General features: G+C 55.3%; 14 protein-coding genes. 7 read left to right on the forward strand and 7 right to left on the reverse strand.

The window, feature by feature from the left end; all coding sequences use genetic code 11:
• Nucleotides 1-85 precede the first annotated feature (85 nt).
• Nucleotides 86-1,879: an ABCB family ABC transporter ATP-binding protein/permease gene (locus K325_RS0114200; protein ID WP_029654930.1), complete on the reverse strand. Its 1,794-nt coding sequence runs from the start codon at nt 1,877-1,879 to the stop codon at nt 86-88.
• 285 nt (nt 1,880-2,164) lie between these two features.
• On the opposite strand from K325_RS0114200, the gene K325_RS0114205 reads away from it, so the two are divergent.
• Nucleotides 2,165-2,932, forward strand: coding sequence for a VC0807 family protein (locus tag K325_RS0114205; RefSeq protein WP_029654931.1), 768 nt, complete (start codon nt 2,165-2,167; stop codon nt 2,930-2,932).
• Between the two features lie 87 nt (nt 2,933-3,019).
• Here the strand turns inward: K325_RS0114205 and gyrB are convergent, their stop codons facing one another.
• The 5 genes from gyrB to dnaA form a co-directional block, all read right to left on the reverse strand.
• A complete protein-coding gene (gyrB, locus tag K325_RS0114210; protein ID WP_029654932.1) occupies nt 3,020-5,434 on the reverse strand; it encodes a DNA topoisomerase (ATP-hydrolyzing) subunit B in 2,415 nt (804 codons plus the stop codon).
• 64 nt (nt 5,435-5,498) lie between these two features.
• On the reverse strand, nt 5,499-6,620 hold the full coding sequence (gene recF, locus K325_RS0114215; protein ID WP_029654933.1) for a DNA replication/repair protein RecF: 1,122 nt from the start codon (nt 6,618-6,620) through the stop codon (nt 5,499-5,501).
• A 101-nt stretch (nt 6,621-6,721) separates the two neighbouring features.
• Nucleotides 6,722-7,993, reverse strand: coding sequence for an ABC1 kinase family protein (locus K325_RS0114220; protein WP_029654934.1), 1,272 nt, complete (start codon nt 7,991-7,993; stop codon nt 6,722-6,724).
• An 18-nt stretch (nt 7,994-8,011) separates the two neighbouring features.
• Nucleotides 8,012-9,115, reverse strand: a complete 1,104-nt coding sequence (gene dnaN, locus K325_RS0114225; RefSeq protein WP_029654935.1) for a DNA polymerase III subunit beta — start codon at nt 9,113-9,115, stop codon at nt 8,012-8,014.
• A 60-nt stretch (nt 9,116-9,175) separates the two neighbouring features.
• The gene (gene dnaA / locus K325_RS0114230; RefSeq protein ID WP_241264594.1) at nt 9,176-10,621 is read right to left on the reverse strand and encodes a chromosomal replication initiator protein DnaA; all 1,446 of its coding nucleotides are present in this window, start codon (nt 10,619-10,621) and stop codon (nt 9,176-9,178) included.
• A gap of 651 nt (nt 10,622-11,272) precedes the next feature.
• On the opposite strand from dnaA, the gene rpmH reads away from it, so the two are divergent.
• The 6 genes from rpmH to K325_RS0114250 all read left to right on the forward strand — a co-directional run bounded on the left by rpmH (nt 11,273) and on the right by K325_RS0114250 (nt 16,180).
• The gene (gene rpmH / locus K325_RS18430; protein WP_008940054.1) at nt 11,273-11,407 is read left to right on the forward strand and encodes a 50S ribosomal protein L34; all 135 of its coding nucleotides are present in this window, start codon (nt 11,273-11,275) and stop codon (nt 11,405-11,407) included.
• Nucleotides 11,408-11,422: 15 nt separating this feature from the next.
• Nucleotides 11,423-11,821 (forward strand): ribonuclease P protein component, encoded by a 399-nt coding sequence (gene rnpA, locus K325_RS0114235; protein ID WP_029654937.1) that lies wholly within the window; start codon nt 11,423-11,425, stop codon nt 11,819-11,821.
• Nucleotides 11,821-12,114 carry a membrane protein insertion efficiency factor YidD gene (yidD, locus tag K325_RS18435; protein WP_084694248.1) on the forward strand — a complete coding sequence of 98 codons (294 nt, stop codon included), beginning with the start codon at nt 11,821-11,823 and terminating at the stop codon, nt 12,112-12,114. The genes rnpA and yidD overlap by 1 nt, the downstream gene beginning before the upstream one ends.
• A gap of 4 nt (nt 12,115-12,118) precedes the next feature.
• Nucleotides 12,119-13,813, forward strand: a complete 1,695-nt coding sequence (yidC, locus tag K325_RS0114240) for a membrane protein insertase YidC (protein ID WP_029654938.1) — start codon at nt 12,119-12,121, stop codon at nt 13,811-13,813.
• Between the two features lie 72 nt (nt 13,814-13,885).
• The gene (gene mnmE / locus K325_RS0114245) at nt 13,886-15,256 is read left to right on the forward strand and encodes a tRNA uridine-5-carboxymethylaminomethyl(34) synthesis GTPase MnmE (protein ID WP_029654939.1); all 1,371 of its coding nucleotides are present in this window, start codon (nt 13,886-13,888) and stop codon (nt 15,254-15,256) included.
• A gap of 174 nt (nt 15,257-15,430) precedes the next feature.
• Nucleotides 15,431-16,180, forward strand: coding sequence for an IclR family transcriptional regulator (locus K325_RS0114250; protein WP_029654940.1), 750 nt, complete (start codon nt 15,431-15,433; stop codon nt 16,178-16,180).
• A gap of 20 nt (nt 16,181-16,200) precedes the next feature.
• On the opposite strand, the gene K325_RS0114255 is transcribed toward K325_RS0114250, so the two are convergent.
• A complete protein-coding gene (locus tag K325_RS0114255) occupies nt 16,201-17,595 on the reverse strand; it encodes an FAD-binding oxidoreductase (RefSeq protein ID WP_029654941.1) in 1,395 nt (464 codons plus the stop codon).
• Nucleotides 17,596-17,601: the final 6 nt, after the last annotated feature.

Raw genomic sequence — 17,601 nt, forward strand, 5'->3', positions numbered from 1 at the left:
CGCGCCAGGGACTCTGCCGAACCTCAGAGCCCAGGCATGATATGCACATGCCTGAGGAGCGGGTTGAGGCAAGGCTCCTCGTCCCTTACTGCTCGCCACTCCGATGTTGCTGTTCCCACAAGTGAGCATAGCGCCCGCCCGCAGCCAATAACTCATTGTGGCTGCCACTTTCCACAATCCGGCCACTGTCCATCACCAGGATGGTATTGGCATCACGAACTGTGGATAACCTGTGGGCAATGACCAGGGTGGTGCGCTGTTGACTGACCTCGTTCAAGGCCCCCAGGACGGCCTGTTCCGACAGGGAGTCCAGAGAGGACGTTGCCTCGTCCAGAATCAGTAACGACGGGTTCTTCAGGATAACCCGGGCAATCGCCACCCGCTGTTTTTCGCCTCCGGATAGCTTCAGCCCTCGCTCGCCTACCTTGGTATTGTAGCCCTCTGGCAAGCTGTGGATAAAATTCTCCAGGTGGGCCAGCCGGGCAGCCTGATGCACCTCTTCCTCTGTCGCTTCCGGCCGGCCATACGCCAGATTTCGGTACAGCGTGTCGTTAAACAGAACCGTGTCTTGCGGTACCACTCCGATGGCAGAGCGCAGGCTGTCCTGAGTTACGGTCCGGATATCCTGCCCATCGATGCAGACCGACCCACTGTCCACATCGTAAAAACGAAACAGCAAGCGGGCGAGAGTCGACTTGCCCGCGCCACTGGCCCCCACGACAGCCACCGTATGGCCAGCGGGAATGGTGAAGCTCACACCTTGCAGGATAGGGCGATCCGGCCGGTAAGCGAACTCAATGTGTTCAAAGCGAATGTCGCCGTTATCCACAACCAGAGGTTTGGCGTCTGGAGCGTCCTTAATCCCCGGCTGGTCGCCCAGCAGTCTGAACAGGCGTTCCACATTCACCAGCGCCTGACGAATCTCACGGTAGACAAACCCAAGGGCATTCAAAGGGATAAACAACTGGATCAGATACGCGTTGATCATGGTGAAATCCCCGAGGGTAATCTCACCATTGGCCACTTCACCTACCGCCATAGCCATGATGACAATCAGTGCAACGCCGATGATCAGCGCCTGACCGGTATTCAGCGCCGCCAGCGACAAGCGGTTCTTCAACCGGGCCTTCTCCCAGTCGTCGAGGTCCTGATCGTACAGCCGGGCTTCGTAGCGTTCGTTGTTGAAATACTTCACGGTCTCGTAGTTCAACAGGCTGTCGATGGCCCGGGAGTTGGACTGATTATCGCGGGCATTGGCTTCCCGCACGAACCGGGTGCGCCACTCGGTCATTCTGATGGAAAACGCCACGTACACGACCACCGCCACCAGAATTGCCAGTACATAGCCAACGTTGAACACCACCAGTAAAATGCCCGCCACCAACAGAATCTCGAGAAGGGTAGGGACGATGTTGAACAGGGTGAAACGCAGCAGAAAGCTGATGCCATTGGTGCCTCGCTCAATATCCCGAGCCAGCCCCCCGGTTTTTCGATCCAGGTGGAAACCCAGCTCCCGTTGGTGCAGGTGCTCAAACACCCGAAGTGACACCCGCCTCATGGCCCGTTCCGCCACTCTCGCAAACACCGCGTCTCTCAGCTCACTGAACAGGGTCGCGCCAAACCGCAGTGAGCCATAGGCCACAACGAGCATGACCGGAACCCACAGCGCCAGATCAACGCCCCGGGTCTGGTCCAGGTAGTCAACGATGAACTTCAATGCGACCGGTGTGGCCACAGTCGCCAACTTGGCCAGCACCAACAGAGCCAGGGCCAGAACAACCCGTCCCCGGAACTCCATCAGGTATGGCCAGAGCCCGGCAATGATCGACCAGTCCGGTTTGTGGCTGGCGGGGTAGTCGTTGTCAGCGTAAGCGCGCAAGCAGCATTCTCCATGGTTGAGGGGCAGGCGGGGGCAACCTGGTAAAGGACCCATACGCCAGAGGCGGAATCCGTACCCATGATACGCTCTGGCGGGCGAACAAACCGAATTATCAACTAAAGCACCGGATACCGGCGCCCGGGCTTCCGGAGTTATCCACAGAGACCGTTGGCGCTTTGGCAGCGGTTACCCTGACCTTCCTATTCATCGTATACTGCCCGAAACTCTGTTCAGCGGGTTGTTTTCGTTTATCCTCGCTGTTGATTCACCTATCAGGCGTTCATCATGAAGTCTCCGAATTCCTCGAACACCCCGGACCATCAGCCCCGGCCCTGGATTGACCTTCTGGTCAGTATCATTATCCCCTCGGTCATCCTGATGAAATTCAGTGGCGACGAACATCTGGGTAGCGTTAATGCTCTGATCCTTGGCCTGGCCTTCCCCTTAGGTTGGGGGCTGTTCGAGCTCATCCGCTACCACAAGAAGAACTTCATTGCGCTTCTCGGCCTGATCAGCGTCGCCCTGACCGGAGGCATCGGCCTTCTGGAACTGGATGCCGGCTGGCTGGCGATCAAGGAGGCTGCGGTACCCGCCGTTATCGGCCTGGCCGTGCTCATCTCCACTCGCACCCGATACCCTCTGGTACGGACACTGCTCTATAACCCGAACGTTCTGGATGTGGATAAAATTCACGCTTCGCTGGAGGAGAAGGGCTGTGTCGACCAGTTTGAAGCCCGCCTGCTGAAGGCCAGTTACTTTTTTTCCGGGACCTTCCTGTTCTCCTCCATCATGAACTACGTGCTGGCCAAGTGGATCGTGGTCAGCCCGTCCGGGACCGAGGCGTTCAACGAAGAGCTGGGGCGCATGACACTGGTCAGCTATCCCATGATCGCTATTCCTTCCATGATCATGATGATCCTGATTTTCTATTACCTGTGGCGAACCATACGACGGCTGACCGGTTACACGCTGGAAGAAGTCATGGCGCCGCACCTGGTGGAGAAGGAAAAAGAAAAGGAACGGAAGAGGGCGGAGTCCGGTTCATCCAAATAGATCCCGCGATCCGAAAAAACTGAACTAAAAAAAACGGTGGCATCCCAAAAGGAGCCACCGTTTTTTTATGAGGCCTCGAAGCCGGACTCAAACATCCAGATTCGTTACCTCCAGGGCGTTGGTCTGGATGAAGTCACGGCGTGGCTCCACATCATCGCCCATCAGGGTGGTAAAGATCTGGTCGGCGGCGATGGCGTCTTCAATCGTGACCTTCATCATCCGACGGGTTTCCGGGTCCATGGTAGTTTCCCACAGCTGTTCCGGGTTCATTTCACCCAGCCCCTTATAGCGCTGAATGTTCAGGCCACGCTGGGCTTCCTTCATCAACCACGCCAGTGCGCCTTCGAAGGACAGTACAGGCTGTTTCCTTTCTCCCCGCTGAATAAAGGCACCGTCTTCAACCAAGCCTTCCAGAGTCTCACCCAGGCGAGCAATTGCGCCATAGGAGGACGACTCAAAGAAGTCGTGACTGAAGACATGCTCATGGGGAATACCATGGACATAGATGGTGACTTTGGGCAGATACAGCCCACGTTCCTCATCGCGCGTCACCGAGAAGACGTATTTGGTGCCGGTGCGGGTATCCAGTTCCAGCCCTTCACCCAGACGGGCCACCCAGCGGGCAACATCCGCTTCTTCCTTCAGGTTCTCCGGCTTCAGCGTGTCGTTGTAGACCATCTGCTGCAGAACCTTGGCCGGATAGGCCCGGGACAAGCGGTCGATCATGGCCATCACTGCCTGGTAGTCCTTCACCATGGTTTCCAGTGCCGAATCCTTGATGGCTGGTGCATCCGGGTTCACAAACAACTGGGCGCCTTCCAGAGCCGTCTGAGTGAGGTAGGCCTCCTTGGCCTTTTCATCCTTCAGGTACTGCTCCTGCTTGCCGCGCTTGACCTTGTACAGTGGTGGCATGGCTATGAACACATGGCCACGCTCCATGATTTCCCGCATCTGGCGGAACAGGAACGTAAGCAGCAAGGTACGAATGTGGGAGCCGTCGACGTCGGCATCCGTCATGATAATGATGGAGTGATAACGAAGCTTATCGGCGTTGAACTCTTCCCGGCCAATGCCGCACCCCAGAGCCGTAATCAGCGTACCCACTTCCGCGGAAGACAGCATCTTGTCGAAGCGCGCCTTTTCCACGTTCAGAATCTTACCTTTCAGAGGCAGGATCGCCTGAGTCTTCCGGTCCCGCCCCTGTTTGGCACTGCCACCCGCAGAATCACCCTCCACAATAAACAGTTCGGAGAGGGCAGGGTCCTTTTCCTGGCAGTCCGCGAGTTTGCCCGGCAACCCGGCAATATCCAGAGCGCCCTTACGACGCGTCATATCCCGTGCCTTTCGGGCAGCTTCCCGGGCTCGAGCCGCTTCGATCATCTTGTTGACGATCAATTTGGCTTCGTTGGGCTGCTCCTGAAGGTACTCCGCCAAGCTCTGGTAAAGCTCCTGCTCAACGGCGGTTTTCACTTCCGAAGACACCAGCTTGTCTTTGGTCTGGGAGGAGAACTTGGGATCAGGCACTTTCACACTGATGATCGCCGTGAGCCCCTCACGGGCATCATCGCCGGAGGTCGCTACCTTGGCCTTCTTACCCAGACCTTCATGGTCAATGTAGTTGTTCAGGGAGCGGGTGAGGGCAGCCCGGAAACCGGCCAGATGAGTACCACCGTCGCGCTGGGGAATGTTGTTGGTGAAACAGTAGATGTTTTCCTGAAAACCGTCGTTCCACTGCATGGCCACTTCCACGGCGATGCCATCTTCCCGGTCGTGATTAAAATGGAAAACCCGGTTGATTGAGGTTTTATTGGTGTTGAGGTGTTCAACAAAGGCCCTCAGGCCGCCCTCATACTCAAATATTTCCTCTTTACCGGTACGCTCGTCCGTGAGACGGATGCGCACACCACTGTTCAGGAACGCCAGCTCCCGCAGCCGCTTGGCAAGGATGTCATAGTGGAACTGAATCTGGGTAAAGGTTTCCGGTGACGGAATAAAATGAACCTTGGTGCCGGACGCGTCGGTTTCACCAACCTCTGTCAGCGGCGCATTGGGAACCCCATGAGTATAACTCTGCTCGTACACCTTACCTTCACGGCGAATGGTGAGGGTCAACGTGGAGGACAACGCGTTAACCACCGACACCCCCACACCGTGGAGGCCTCCGGACACCTTGTAGGAGTTGTCGTCGAACTTACCACCGGCGTGTAGTACGGTCATGATGACTTCAGCAGCCGACACCCCTTCTTCTTCATGAATATCCACCGGAATACCGCGGCCGTTATCCCTTACTGTAATGGATTCGTCCGGATGGATGACGATGCCGATCTCGGAACAATAGCCAGCCAGAGCCTCATCGATGGAGTTATCCACCAATTCAAAGACCATGTGGTGCAGCCCTGTCCCGTCATCGGTGTCCCCGATGTACATGCCAGGCCGTTTACGCACCGCGTCGAGCCCTTTGAGGACTTTGATACTGGAGGAATTGTAGTTCGATTCACTCATTAATAGAGACTCCTGGAGGTGAGCCCGGCCCTGCAGCGACCAACGTCACTGCAGCTAGGCCAGTCTATTCTTCCGTCAATTTTCCATGTTCCACGTGGAACATTCTGTATTCAGGTGCGCATCCACTCTGCCACAACGTTTCTGGCTCGGGATGTTCAATAGACGTAATGAACACCTGACAACGCAGTTCCTGCAACTTTTGGGCAAGCATGATTCGGTGGCGAACATCGAGCTCGGCATTGATATCATCCAGCAGAAACGTCACCTGCTTACCCAGATCACTCAGTACCTTTCCCTGAGCAATCTTCATTAAAATCACCAGAGTTTTCTGCTGGCCTCTTGAAAAGGTTTCAGCAACCGGGCGTCCGCCATACTTCAGCCGGATATCCGCCCGGTTCGGACCATACAGTGTATGTCCAACCCTGCGCTCCTGATCCCGGTGACCGAGCAGCACGTCCGTCAATGGCGACCCGCGATCCCAACCTGGATAGAACTCCATCTTTAATCCATCCACCCAGGTAGCATCCAGCTCTGCCAGGACCGATTCAAAGGCTGCTTTGAACTGCCCAAAGACCGACTGCCGGATATCCGTTAAGGACTCCGCCAGAGCCCCGTACTGGGAATCCCAGACGCGCATCAGAGATTCGTCCAGTCTACCATTTCTGAGCATTTGATTCCGCTGTGACGTCACTCTCTGAACCTGTTGCCAAAGCGAGGAAAACGAAGGTTCCACGTGGAACACTAACCAATCCAGAAACTGGCGCCTTTTTCCCGGGCCTCCCGCCACAATGTCGAACACCCCGGGGTCGATCACTGAAACGGGTAAATGCATGGCCAGGAACGACAGGCTGCGAACCGCCTCACCATCCACCCGTAATTGGGTTTCCTTGAGGCTGACGTCGCGGGAAATACCAACACGATGGAGGATCGGCTCTGCGAATTCCGATTCCTCAAGCCCGGAATCCAATGCGCCAAACACCGTCAGTTTCGGTTGGCCATGGGCCACCACCGCCTGATGCCGGCTTACCCTGAACGAGCGCCCCAGCCCGAGATACCCGATGGCCTCCAGAATACTGGTTTTACCGCTTCCGTTCGCCCCGTAGAGCAAATTGAAGGAGGGCGAAAAATCAATGGGCGCCGGTAACAGGTTCCGGAAATGCTGGGTCTGAAGTTTGACTAGCGCCATAACATCGGAGTGCTCAGGTTCTTGGGATTGAAGCAGACGAAAAGAAAGGGCAATACCGTTTCCGATATTGCCCTAGTGTACTAGAAAGCAGAGAGGAGAGGTTAATGAAGCATCGTCAGGCGTTCGTCCATGAACACATCCATTTCCGGGGCCAGAATATGGACGTATCGATCAAAATACAGAAACTGCTTTAATAGCAACGCGAACTCACGAGGAAAGTGCAAACCGTGGCTTTCGCCCACTTTCACCATGTCCATCAGAATACTGTTCACGTCGTCGTCTGCTTGTTCCATTTCATAGGGCGCGTCATCCGGCACCATGCGGTCCATCTGCCGATACAGACGTTGGAGGTCCGCCGATAGCTCCGCCACCCGAACAGTCTGACGGGTTACGCCGATTCGGATCATGGCGTCGGCCATGCCGTCAAAATTTCCAACCATGATCGCGGAGATAAAATCACTCACCGCCTGCCAGGTGTCCGGTTTGATGCGGCCAACAATCCCAAAATCAATAAAACCAACCCGACCATCTTCCAGCACCATCAGATTTCCGGCGTGAACGTCGGCATGAAAAAACTCGCATTGCGTCAGGCTGGCAAACCAGGTGTTCATCGCGGTAATCAGCGTTCGCTCAGGGTCCCGGGAGAACGCCCGGATGCTGTCGAGATCCGTCAGAGGAACGCCATGGAAGCGCTCCATGGTCAGAATCCGGCGGGTGCTGCACTGCTCATACACTTTCGGTGCCGTCGCATCATCGTTGTGAGTGGCCTGGAGAAACGCCCGGAATACCTTGAGGTTGTTCGCCTCTTTGATGAAATCGCATTCTTCCATCATGGTTTTCTGGATTTCATCGACAATGCCGGACAGCGACGTCCAGGACAGTTTCGGTGCCAGGGTTTCCAGAATCCGGGCTGAGAGGTAAAGGAAATTAAGGTCGGTCAGCAGAATGTTTTCCACCCCGGGCTTCTGCACTTTAATGACCACCTCTTCACCCGTTACCAAACGTGCGGCATGAACCTGGGCAATGGACGCCGACGCAAGGGCGACGGGGTCGATCTCTGAATACACCTGATCGATAGGCCGGCCCAGTTCGTCCCGAATAATCTTCTTGATAACGCTGAACGGCAGGCTAGGGGTTTTATCCAGGCAGAACTGAAATTCCTCGACGTATTCTTTTGGAAAGAATGTGGGGGAACTGGCAATAAACTGTCCGAGTTTGATGTAAGTGGCTCCGAGGTTCTCGAAGGTCTGCCGCAGCAGGGTTGGGGTAGGGGGGCGATCCCCCCGTACCCAATTGAACCCGGTTCGGCCGAGCACAGACAGGGTCTGACCGACCCTGAATACCCCTTTGATTCCATTCGTTACAGCACCCATAGAGTCCTCCGAAACCGACTACAACCGCATAGGCATGACAACATACAGGCAGCGGTTATCGTTCTGTGCCTCAATCAACGCACTGCTGTTGGGATTCGAGAGTGTCATCTTCACCTGGTCATCATCCAGTGCGTTCATCACGTCCACCAGATAGCCTACATTAAATCCGATCTGCAGGGATTCGCCCTGATACTCAACAGGCAGCGCGTCTTCGGCCTGTTCCTGATCGGGGTTGTTGGCAAATACCTGGAGCTGGTTTGGCGACAGGTTCAGGCGCACTCCCCGGATATTCTCGTGGGACAGGATGCCCGCTCGCTGCAAGGTACTCTTCAGGGTTGATCGATCCGCCAGTACCGTCTTGTCGCCACCGCGAGGAATCACCCGGTTGTAATCCGGGAACTTGCCCTCGATCAGTTTCGAGGTAAAGGTATAACTCCCGACAGTCGCCCGCAGGTGGTTGTCCCCAATGACCAGCGTGACCGGGGACTCAACATCGTCCAGCAGCCTCGCCAGCTCCAGTACCCCTTTGCGGGGCACGATCACCTGCCGAAGTTCAGGACAACCGGTATCCAGATCAAACTGAGCCATCGCCAACCGGTGACCGTCGGTTGCCACGGCTCGGGCATGATTTGCATCCACTTCCAGCAACAGGCCGTTCAGGTAATAACGCACATCCTGTTGCGCCATGGCGAACGCTGTGGCGTCCAGCATGCGGCCCAGTTCTTTCTGCGGCAGCGCCAGACGAAAACTCTCAGGCTCATCTTCCACGTTCGGAAAATGCTCAGCCGGAAGCGTCGACAGGGTGAAATGCGAATTGCCGCAACGCAGGTGCAGGCGATCGCCTTCCAGCACAAGGTCAATCGGGGCTTCATCCCCCAGAGCCCGGCAAATATCGGCCAGCTTTCTGGCAGGCACCGTGATCCGGCCCGGCTGATCCACGTGGACCGGCGTGACCCGCGCCACCAGCTCAACTTCCATGTTGGTGCCGGTCAGTGTCAGCGTATTGTCTTCCGCTTCCAGAAGGACGTTGGACAACACCGGCATGGTCTGTTTCTTTTCCACAACGCCCGCAATGCTTTGCAGCGGGGTGATCAGTGATTCACGGCTGATGGTCAGTTTCATGGCACTCGGCTTCAGTTATCGGAAGTGAATGTATGTGTTGTTCGCAAAAAACCACCTGCCTCAGGTGGTCAGCAGTCTCATAAAGTTCTGATAGTCTTCGCGGATCCCCGGATCCGTTTCCTGCAATTCAACGATCTTCTTGCAGGCATGCAATACCGTGGTGTGATCCCGCCCACCAAAAGCATCTCCGATTTCCGGCAGGCTATGATTGGTGAGTTCCTTGGAGAGCGACATCGCTACCTGCCGGGGCCTTGTCACCGTCCGGGTCCGGCGCTTCGACAACAGGTCTGACACTTTGATCTTGTAATACTCAGCCACCGTTCTTTGAATGTTGTCGATGCTGACCTGCTTTTCATGCAGTGCCAGCAAATCCTTCAGGCTCTCCCGAATGAACGGCGGGGTGATCTCAGAACCCGTGAAGTGAGCATTCGCTATCACCAGACGAAGCGCCCCTTCAAGTTCACGAACGTTTGAGCGGATTTTCTGAGCGATAAAAAATGCCGCCTCGCTGCTGAGTTTAACGTTCGCCTGTTCCGCCTTTTTCATCAGAATCGCCACCCGGGTTTCCAGTTCCGGTGGCTCCACCATCACCGTCAGCCCCCAGCCAAAACGGGATTTCAGCCTCTCCTCCATATCGGAGATTTCTTTCGGAAACCGGTCACAGGTCACAATGACCTGCTGCCCGCCTTCAAGCAGGGCATTAAAGGTGTGGAAAAACTCTTCCTGGGACCGTTCCTTGCGGGCAAAAAACTGAATATCGTCGATCAGCAGGGCGTCCACCGACCGATAATATCGCTTGAACTCGTTGATGGCATTTAACTGCAGCGCCTTGACCATATCCGCCACAAAGCGCTCTGATCGCAGATAGGCCACCTTCGCCCGGGGATTACGACGTACGATCTCATTGCCAATGGCATGCATCAGGTGGGTTTTCCCCAACCCGACCCCGCCATACAGGAACAGCGGGTTGTAGGCGCCACCCGGGTTTTCAGCAACCTGCATCGAAGCAGCACGAGCCAACTGGTTCGACTTGCCTTCAACAAAGGTATCAAAGGTAAAGGTCTCGTTCAGAAAGCTCTGATGCTTGATATCCCCTTCAACCTGTACCGTGCGACGCTCTGTCTGGGGCTTCGACACCGCAGGCGCCGGCCGGCTCGTCTCTGAAACGGTGGCCGCCACGCTTCTCTCTTCTTCTGTGACCGTCTGTCCCGCTTCTTCCGAAACCCTAACCGGTGGCGCCACTTCTGACCGAACCACAGGATCTGTCGGTTTTGGTGCCGAGCCCACCTTCATCGTCACTCTCGGCGCCTGGCCGCCATTCAGGTCCTTCAGTACTTCTTCTATACGGCGAAGGTATTTTTCATTTACCCAGTCCATCACAAACCGATTAGGAGCAAACAGCATCAGCTGCCCCTCCCGGTGGTCTGACTGCAGGGGTCTCAACCAGGTATTGAACTGCTGTGCGGGAAACTCATCCCGGAGTACCTCAAGACATTGATGCCACATATTGTTCGGCACGACCGCCTGCTCCCGAAAACCTGACTGATAAGGCACTGGACGGATATCGACCGGTGCCTGAAGTGACCGACGATTCTACCCCGCGCCAGCCTTCAGTAAAAGACCGAAAACCTGGGTCATGAACAGCCTGTGGAAACATTTCTTTATAAATTTCAGAATGTTTCAAACATATCTACAACCTTGTGTACAGAAAACCTTTGAAAAAAAGTTATTCACAGTACCTTGTGTAAACCCGGTGTCTGACCCTGTGTGAAAGTTATGAACCCATCCATGCATAACTTCCCTCCGGACCCTGAATCCGACTTATACACAATCCGTGATAACGAAATCCACAGGCCTCAGCCCCATCTGTCACATGCCTTGTCATCGCAATAACTTACTGATCTATTGCAATAAAATAACCTTATCCACAGAAAAGCATGTGCCTAATAACAGTAATAAATATCTTTGAAAGAATTTAAAAAAGACCTTATAGATTCTATTACTCGTCATGTCGGATAGTACCCATGCCGAAAACTGGCCTGGCTAACGTATAACCATTGAACTTGCACCGGTATTTGACTAGAATGCCGCTCCTGTTTTGGCTGTCTATTTTCCAGCCAGTGACAATGTCCATTGACGATTTGTGAGATCATCACCATGAAAAGAACGTTTCAACCAAGCGTCCTGAAGCGCAAGCGTGTACACGGTTTCCGTGCCCGGATGGCCACTGCCAACGGTCGCAAGGTACTGTCCCGTCGCCGTGCCAAGGGCCGTGCGCGCCTGTCTGCGTAATCTGAAGCTCGCCTCATGAAGGCCTTACCGTTTCCGAAGTCTCACAGGCTGTTGAAACCTTCGGATTACAGCAGGGTCTTCGATGGCGTCACGCTGAAAGTTCCGCACAGGAATTTTCTGATCCTGGCCACTCCCAATACTTTGGGCCACGCCAGGGTCGGATTGATTTTTTCGAAGAAGAACCTTCGGCTCGCAGTTCAGAGAAACCGGATCAAGCGTCAGGTCAGAGAGACTTTCCGGCTACAGCCCGATTTACCCGGTCTGGATGTCATTGTGCTCGGACGACAAGGTCTCGATAAACTGGACAATTCGTCGGTGTCTGATGCCCTGAACGACATCTGGCGTCGCCTGAAGAAAAAGCATCGTCAGACAGCATCAAGCCCTTCCTCTGGTGATCTCAGAGGTACAGAGTAATGCGCAAGCTCATGCTCTTGCCTATCCGGTTCTATCAGTACGCGATCAGCCCTATGATGGCCAGCCATTGCCGCCATTACCCTACCTGTTCACAATACGCCATTGAGGCCATTCAGCATCATGGCGCTCTCAAAGGCGGATACCTTGCAACAGCTAGATTACTCAGGTGTCATCCCTGGTCCGAAGGCGGTTATGATCCAGTACCGGGAACCAACCTGAAAACGGCGCCTTGCTCCGGCCAGGCCTGCAACCCGAAAGAACGCACACATTCCACTACTCAGACCAGACACTAAGTTTATGGATATTCAACGCATTGTTTTGTTTGCCGGTCTCGCCATTGTCAGTTACCTGATGGTACTTGCCTGGAATGAGGACTATCACCAGCCTCAAACAGAACAGGTCGCCCAGATACAAGCATCTGCCGAGGGCAACGGTTCAGCGGCGGATGACATGATTCTGCCGGAAGACAGCCAGTCTGGTGCTGAAGAGTTCTCCACGCCGGAATCCGGCTCCCAGCCTTCCGTTGAAGGTGCCGTAGACCTGACGGATCGGTTTGTAACTGTCACCACCGACGTTTACAGGCTCAAGATTGACCGGGTCGGTGGCAACGTGGTGGAAAGTTCACTGCTGCAATACGATGAATCTCTGGACAGCGAACAGCCTCTCAAGCTGCTGACGAATACCCGCACACGGACTTACCTGCTGGAGAGCGGCCTGATCGGCCGGGACGGGCCGGATGGCAGCAAAGCAGGCAACGCTCCGGTGTTCCAGTCAGAGTCGGCAGGGTATGAACTGGCAGAAGGCCAGGACGAAATTACGGTGGATCTGGTACACACCACCAGCAGCGGTGTTGCAATCACCAAGCGTTACCACCTGGCCCGAGACAGTTATCAGATCGACGTCCGTTATCTGATTGATAACCGCTCCGAGACACCCTGGCAGGGCAATTTCACCGGTAAAATTGTCCGGGATCAGGCACCGGATCCAACCTCTCAGGCCAGCATGGGCATTCGCGCCTACCTGGGAATGGTTGTCAGTACGCCGGAAGATCCTTACGAGAAATACGACTTTGAAGATCTCTCGGAAAAGCGGGTGAACCAGCCGGTTACCAATGGCTGGCTGGCCTTTCTGCAACACTATTTCCTGACGGCCTGGGTGCCGGAACGTGACCAGAAAGCTCAGTACCAGACCACCCGTCGCGGTGATCTGCATGTGATGGGATTCGTTTATCCCGCCACCACCGTTGCCCCGGGTGAAAGCGCTGAGGTTGGAGCCACCGCTTACGTTGGTCCCAAGATCATCGACCGGCTGGAGGCATTGGCGCCGAATCTGGACCGAACGGTTGATTTTGGCTGGCTGTTTTTTATCTCTCTGCCCCTGTTCTACATTCTGGAGTGGTTCTACGCTCTGGTCGGTAACTGGGGTGTGGCCATCATCCTGTTAACGGTGCTTGTGAAAGCGGTGTTCTTCCACCTCTCGGCCACCAGCTACCGCTCAATGGCAAAAATGCGGGCCGTAGCTCCTCAGTTGACCCGACTGAAAGAACTTTACGGTGACGACCGTCAGCGTATGTCCCAGGAAATGATGGCACTGTACAAACGGGAAAAGATTAATCCGCTGGGTGGCTGTCTGCCCATTCTGGTGCAAATGCCAGTGTTCATCTCGCTGTATTGGGTACTGTTTGAAAGTGTTCAGCTGCGCCATGCGCCGTTCATGCTCTGGATTCAGGATCTGTCCCAGATGGACCCTTACTTCATTCTGCCGATTCTGATGGGCGCCAGCATGTTCATCCAGATGAGCCTGAACCCGACACCGCCAGACCCCATGCAGGCGAAGATCATGAAGCTGATGCCGTTGATCTTTACCGTGTTCTTCCTGTGGTTCCCGGCAGGTCTGGTCCTGTACTGGCTGGTGAACAACATTCTTTCGATCTCCCAGCAGTGGTACATTACCCGCAAGATCGAAGCGGAAACCGCAGGCAAGAAATACTGACCCAACAGTACTTCTGACCTGATAAAGGCTCCCTCGCGGAGCCTTTATTTTTTCTATTGCAGGAACACCAAGATGCAGCCAGCGACAGACACCATTGCCGCCATTGCCACTGCCCCGGGACAAGCCGGTGTGGGAATCATCCGGGTCTCTGGGCCCAAAGCCGCCGACATTGCCCGCGCCGTTCTGGGCTTTGAGCCCAAACCCCGTTACGCCCACTACGGGCCCTTCCGGGATCAACAGGGTGAGCTGGTCGATGAAGGCATCGGCTTGTTTTTCCCGAATCCCCACTCGTTTACCGGGGAGGATGTGTTTGAACTCCAGGGCCACGGTGGCACGGTGATTCTCGATATCCTGTTACGAGAAGTCTGTAGCCTGGGGGCCCGCCTGGCCCGGCCGGGGGAGTTTTCTGAGCGGGCGTTTCTCAACGACAAACTCGATCTGGCTCAGGCAGAGGCCATTGCGGATCTGATTGAAAGCAGTTCTGAGCAGGCGGCCCGGTGCGCAGTGCGGTCCATGCAAGGCGTTTTTTCACAGCGTGTGGATAACCTGGTAGATGCCATAACCCACCTGAGAATCTATGTGGAAGCGGCCATCGACTTTCCAGAAGAAGAGATCGACTTTCTGGCGGATGGCAAGGTTGGTTCGGATCTACAGGCGCTGCTCCAGGCTGTGGATAAGATTTTGTCTGAAGCTCAGCAAGGCACCATTCTCAGGGATGGTATGAAGGTGGTGATCGCCGGTCGTCCCAACGCTGGCAAGTCCAGCCTGCTCAATGCCCTGGCCGGGCGCGAAGCCGCCATTGTTACTGCCATTGAAGGCACCACCCGGGATGTGTTGCGGGAACATATCCACATTGATGGCATGCCGCTGCACATTATCGATACTGCGGGCCTGAGGGACAGCCCGGATGAGGTTGAGCGCATCGGCATTGCCCGGGCGTGGGAAGAGATCCGCCAGGCCGACCGCATTCTGCTGATGGTCGACGCCACCACCACCGATAAAACGGAACCCCACGAAATATGGCCGGACTTTATTGATCAGCTCCCGGCGAATGCCCCGGTCACTGTGATCCGCAACAAGGTGGATTTGTCTGGCGAACCGGTTGGCATTAGTGCTGAGCCTCATCAGACCGCTCCGGTTATCCGGTTGGCGGCAAAAGCTTCCGAAGGACTTGAGGTGTTGCGAGACCACCTGAAAGACTGCATTGGCTTTGCCAGCACTACCGAAGGGGGATTTCTCGCCCGACGCCGGCACCTGGATGCGCTGGAACGGGCCAGGGACTCCCTGTTGCAGGGGCAACGCCAGTTGGAGGGCTACGGTGCCGGAGAACTGCTGGCCGAAGACCTGCGTGCGGCCCAGGATGCTCTGGGCGAAATTACCGGACACCTGACTCCGGATGAGCTTCTGGGCAAGATATTCAGCAGTTTCTGCATCGGGAAGTAAGGTGGTAAAAAAAGTTTAACTTCAACAAACGTTCCGGACACAAGAAGCTGGGCTTTCCGGTACCCGGTAGCACTATCCATTGGCTGCTACCCGGGCTTTGAAATGGTATCATGAAGGGTGTTTCCGCGAGCACGGGATCTGGTTAGCCATGATACAAAATTTCCAAGAAAAAGAATGACTAAGCCCAAGAGTAAAAGTCAGACGATTGAGCGTGCTTTTCTTATTTTTGATGAGCTGATGATCGCTGATCAGGATATTCCGACTCTGGCCGAACATTGCAATCTGACCTACAGCACGGCCTACCGGATTGTGCAGTTTCTGTACGATCAGGGCTATGTCCAGAAATCCAACGGCAAGAAATTCAAGCTGGGCTCCAAATTGATTCAGTTGGGGTTCCGGGCGTATGACAATACGAATCTGGTCCGTTCGGCCAGACCCTTTCTCGAAGCATTGAACGAGCAGACGCAGGATACCGTCCATCTGGCGGTGCGGGAGTCTGGCAATGTTGTGTATCTGGACAAACTGGCCGGTTATCGGGCTGTGAACATCAGCTCCAGTATTGGCGGCCGAAAATGTCTCCACAACACCGGTGTGGGGAAAGCGCTGTTATTGCTGAGCACCCCGGAGGAGTTGGCTGAAGTCTACGAGAGGGAAGGTGGGGTTCCCGAGCAGCGCCGTGAGTTTCTGCTTAATATGCAGCAGTATGCCCGGGAGGGGTACGCGCTGGATAACGGGGAAGACAGCCCGAATATTCGTTGTGTGGCTGCCCCCATCCTGGCTAAACCTGACCGCCTGGTGGCTGCGATCAGTGTTTCCAGTACAGTGGAGTATATGAACGATCAGAGAATCAATGAGTTGATTCAAGTCGTCAAAAACACCGCGGCCGATATCAGTGCGGAAGTTTATGGATACCGGCCGGGTTGACGCCCAGCCGGTTCACCATTTCAGTCCATGATTTTGCCAGGGTTAAGTAAACCCTGAGGGTCTACTGCCTGTTTGACGGATTTCATCAGCGCCAGCTCCGACTCTGAGCGGGAATGGCTCAGCCATTTTTTCTTGTGCAGGCCAATACCGTGTTCCGCGGAGACGGACCCTGAGAAGTCCCGTGTAATCCGGTAGACCTCAGATTCAATGGCGTGCTCCATCTCCTTTCCTCCCTGTACCGGCCCGGCAACCAAGTGTAGGTTGCCATCACCAACGTGACCGAAGAACAGGGTGATCAGGTTCGGGAAGCGCTCGTCCAGAGTTGCCTTGAGTTGGTCGGCAAAATCACCGATTCGGTTCAGGCTTACCGAGACATCGAAGTTGATGGTTGGGGCATTGATTGACAGAATTTCCGAGACGCAATCGCGTAGTTGCCAGAGCTCTTCCGTTTCCCGCTCAGAGCTGGCCAGCACCGCGTTCTCGACCGTGCCGTTTTCGAAGGCATCGGCCATCAGTTGCTCAAACTTCGGGTAGTCTTGCTCGGGGTGGCTGCTTTGAACGTCGAAGAGCAGGTAGTAGCCATAATCACGGTCAAACTGGTCAGGCCGCCCAAGGGTTTTCAGTGCAAACTGATAGTAATCTGGCCACATCAGTTCGAACGCACTGACGTGGCCGGAAAAGGCGGTCTGCGCTTGTTTCAGGAATTGCAAACCCTGATCGTAGTTGGCAAAGGCAATCAGGGCCGTGTTGGCGCCGCCTACCCCCGGGCTCAGTTTGAGCACGGCCCTGGTGATGATGCCAAGTGTACCCTCAGAGCCGATGAACAACTGGCGAAGATCAAGCCCGGTGTTGTTCTTTTTCATGGATTGCATCAGGTCCAGCACCTGGCCATCGGCCAGGACGACTTCCAGCCCCAGCACCAGATCGCGCATCACACCGTAACGGATGACCCGATTGCCTCCGGCATTGGTCGCAATGTTGCCGCCAATCTGGCAGGAGCCCCGTGCGCCCAGATCCAGTGCAAACATCCAGCCTTCCGACTCTGCCTGTTCCTGGATGGTTTGCAGAACGGCTCCCGCCTGCACACGCATGGTGCCAACGGCCGAATCCAGTTCTTCAATGGCATTCATCCGTGCCAGAGAGAGCAACAGGCAACCCTCGGAGGGCACAGCGCCTCCGGCAAGACCGCTCAGGCCACCCTGGGGGACGACAGGAATGCTATGGCGGGCACACACAGCCATCACGTCTGATACCTGTTTGGTGGAACGTGGGGTGACCAGCGCCAGGGGCTGTCCCGCGCGCTCGTCACTCCAGTCATGCAGGTGGGCGGGCGGAACATCCTGATGCAGGTCTCTCTCGTCGAGGCAGTCTGCCAGTTCGGCGAACAGGACCTTCAGATCAGTACTTGGCTTCATGACATA

This window comes from Marinobacter daepoensis DSM 16072 (genome assembly GCF_000421165.1).
GTDB lineage: Bacteria > Pseudomonadota > Gammaproteobacteria > Pseudomonadales > Oleiphilaceae > Marinobacter > Marinobacter daepoensis.